The 2,228-nt window shown below is 75.6% G+C and carries 2 protein-coding genes and 2 pseudogenes; 2 read left to right on the top strand and 2 right to left on the bottom strand.

Features of this window, described 5'->3' with window-relative positions:
* Positions 1 to 306 (bottom strand): annotated as a pseudogene (locus tag DZG00_RS14755) (hypothetical protein); the annotation flags it as partial.
* 148 nt (positions 307 to 454) lie between these two features.
* Between DZG00_RS14755 and DZG00_RS14750 the strand changes: the two are divergent.
* Together DZG00_RS14750 and DZG00_RS14745 are read left to right on the top strand one after the other, a co-directional pair.
* Positions 455 to 1,330 (top strand): sugar phosphate isomerase/epimerase family protein, encoded by an 876-nt coding sequence (locus DZG00_RS14750; RefSeq protein WP_119383136.1) that lies wholly within the window; start codon positions 455 to 457, stop codon positions 1,328 to 1,330.
* A 175-nt stretch (positions 1,331 to 1,505) separates the two neighbouring features.
* Positions 1,506 to 1,808, top strand: a complete 303-nt coding sequence (locus DZG00_RS14745) for a putative quinol monooxygenase (protein WP_119383135.1) — start codon at positions 1,506 to 1,508, stop codon at positions 1,806 to 1,808.
* Positions 1,809 to 1,881: 73 nt separating this feature from the next.
* On the opposite strand, the pseudogene DZG00_RS14740 reads toward DZG00_RS14745, so the two are convergent.
* A pseudogene (locus DZG00_RS14740) lies at positions 1,882 to 2,228 on the bottom strand (hypothetical protein); the annotation flags it as partial.

Genomic DNA, 2,228 nt, shown 5'->3' with positions numbered 1-2,228 from the left:
CGACGTGCGCGGCGTGGGCGCGGGCGAGGTGCCGACCGACGAGACGAACCTCGTCGTCACGGCGAGCGCCGCGCCGAGCTCACGGGCGGCCTCCCGCGCGGGCCGCGCGGCGTGGAGGCGCTCCAGGTCGATGCGGCCGGGCGCCACGTCGATCACCCGCACGACGCGCGCTCCCCCGGCGGGCTCCGCCTCGGCGAGCCACGCGATCCCCGCCGCCTCCGCCTCGAAGAAGCCGCGCGGCGCGTCCGGCCGCTCCTTCCGGAAGGCCTCCGCGCCCCCGTGGTCGCCAGATCCCGCAGCCGTCATGCCCGCTCCCCCGCCTCGCGGGCGGCGCGTCCGCCGCCCTCCCGTCGCATCCAGCATGCCCACCCGGTCTGTCCGCGTCGCGCACCCGACACGCGCCGGACCGCCCGCGTATCCCGGGGGCACAGGGGCGGCGGGTAGGGTCGCCGACGTGATCCGAGTAGGCATGAGCACCACCTGCGTGTACCCCCAGCCCGTCGAGAACGCCTTCGCCATGGCGAAGCGCGCGGGGTTCGACGGCGTCGAGATCATGGTGACGAACGACGAGGTCACCCAGGACGCCGCCGCCCTCCGGGCCATGTCGGAGAAGCACGGCCTGCCGATCCTCTCCATCCACGCGCCCGTGCTGCTGCTCACGCACTTCGTGTGGGGCCGCGACCCGAAGGTGAAGCTGGAGCGGTCCGCCGAGCTCGCGCGTGCCGTCGGCGCGCCCGCCGTCGTGGTGCACCCGCCGTTCCGCTGGCAGGCCGGCTACGCCGAGTCGTTCCTCGAGATCGTGCGCTCCATCCAGACGGAGACGGGCGTCGAGATCGCGGTCGAGAACATGTTCCCGTGGCAGGTCGCCGGCCGCAGCATGAAGGCGTACGCGCCCGGCTGGGATCCGCGCGACATGGACTGCGACGCCACAACGCTCGACTTCTCGCACGCCTCGCTCTCCGGCCAGGACGCGCTCGAGATGGCCAAGGCCCTCGGGCCGCGCCTCCGCCACGTGCACCTGTGCGACGGATCCGGCTCGCAGGACGACGGCCGCATCCTCGACGAGCACCTCCTCCCCGGCCGCGGCACGCAGCCCGTCGCCGAGACGCTCCGCTGGCTCGCCGAGCAGGGCTGGCAGGGCGGCGTCGTCGCCGAGGTCAACACCCGCAAGGCCAAGACCGAGGAGCAGCGCCTCGCCATGCTGATCGAGACGCGCGAGTTCGCCCAGCGGCAGCTCCGGCTCGACACCGCGCCGGAGAGGACGCCCGTGGCGCCGCCCGTCGTGTCCGGGTACCAGCGGCTCCGCACCGCGCTCCGCCGCGACCGGTGATCCGCCGCACGCGCTGACAGTCCTCCCATGCCCTTCCGGCCCGTCCGACACGCCCGCCCGTCCCGCTCGGGACTCCCACGCAGCCGCGCGGGGTTGGATGGAGGAGGGGATCGTCCCCGCACATGATCGACGCCGCGCGTGGCCCCGCCCGCCCGACGTCGGGACCGGAGACACCATGAGCACCACCGTGCACCTCGAGATCCAGGTCGACGAGAGCCGCCTGGCCGACGTCGCCGACGTCCTCGGCGAGACCCTGCAGGCCACCCGCGCGTTCGCGGGCAACGAGGGCCTCGAGGTCCTCGTCGACGACGCCGACCCCGCGCGCATGGTCGTCGTGGAGCAGTGGGCGTCGACCGCCGACCACGACGCCTACGTCGCCTGGCGCGCCACGCCCGAGGGCGCCGCGCGGCTCGGCGAGGTGCTGGCCGCACCGCCCGTGACCCGCGTGTACAGCGGGCGCATCGCGCTCGCGCTGTAGCGGCGCGCACCGCACGACGACGACGGCCGCCCGGCATCCCGGGCGGCCGTCGTCGTGCGGGTACGGATGCCGGTCAGCGCCCGCTGAGGTCGTAGGGCCGCTGGTGCGGATCCACCGTGGCGAGGTAGCCGCCGTCCGCGAGGGCGGAGGGGACGGCGATCGTGCCGCGCACCGTCGCCGTCGTGCCCGCGACGTCGATCTCGAGGACGGATCCCGTGCCCGCCCGGGACAGGAAGAGCTCGGAGCCGTCGTCGGACGCGGCGAGGAAGCGCGCCGCGGATCCGGCGCTCGCCGACTGCCCGAGCGCCGGCAGGCGCACGGTGGTCACGGCGCCGTCGTACAGGCCCGAGCGGCCGCGGGCGACGAGGGACAGCGTGTCCGTCCCGCCCGCCGTGACGACGGCGGCCGCGTACCCGGGCG

It is taken from the genome of Clavibacter lycopersici (genome assembly GCF_003576405.1).
GTDB classification, from domain to species: Bacteria; Actinomycetota; Actinomycetes; order Actinomycetales; family Microbacteriaceae; genus Clavibacter; species Clavibacter lycopersici.
This window is presented reverse-complemented; position numbering and strand designations above follow the sequence as displayed.

Coding starts and splice junctions, on each gene's coding strand:
- DZG00_RS14745 (WP_119383135.1), top strand. CDS start 1,506: ATGAGCACCACCGTGCACCTCGAGATCCAGGTCGACGAGAGCCGCCTG.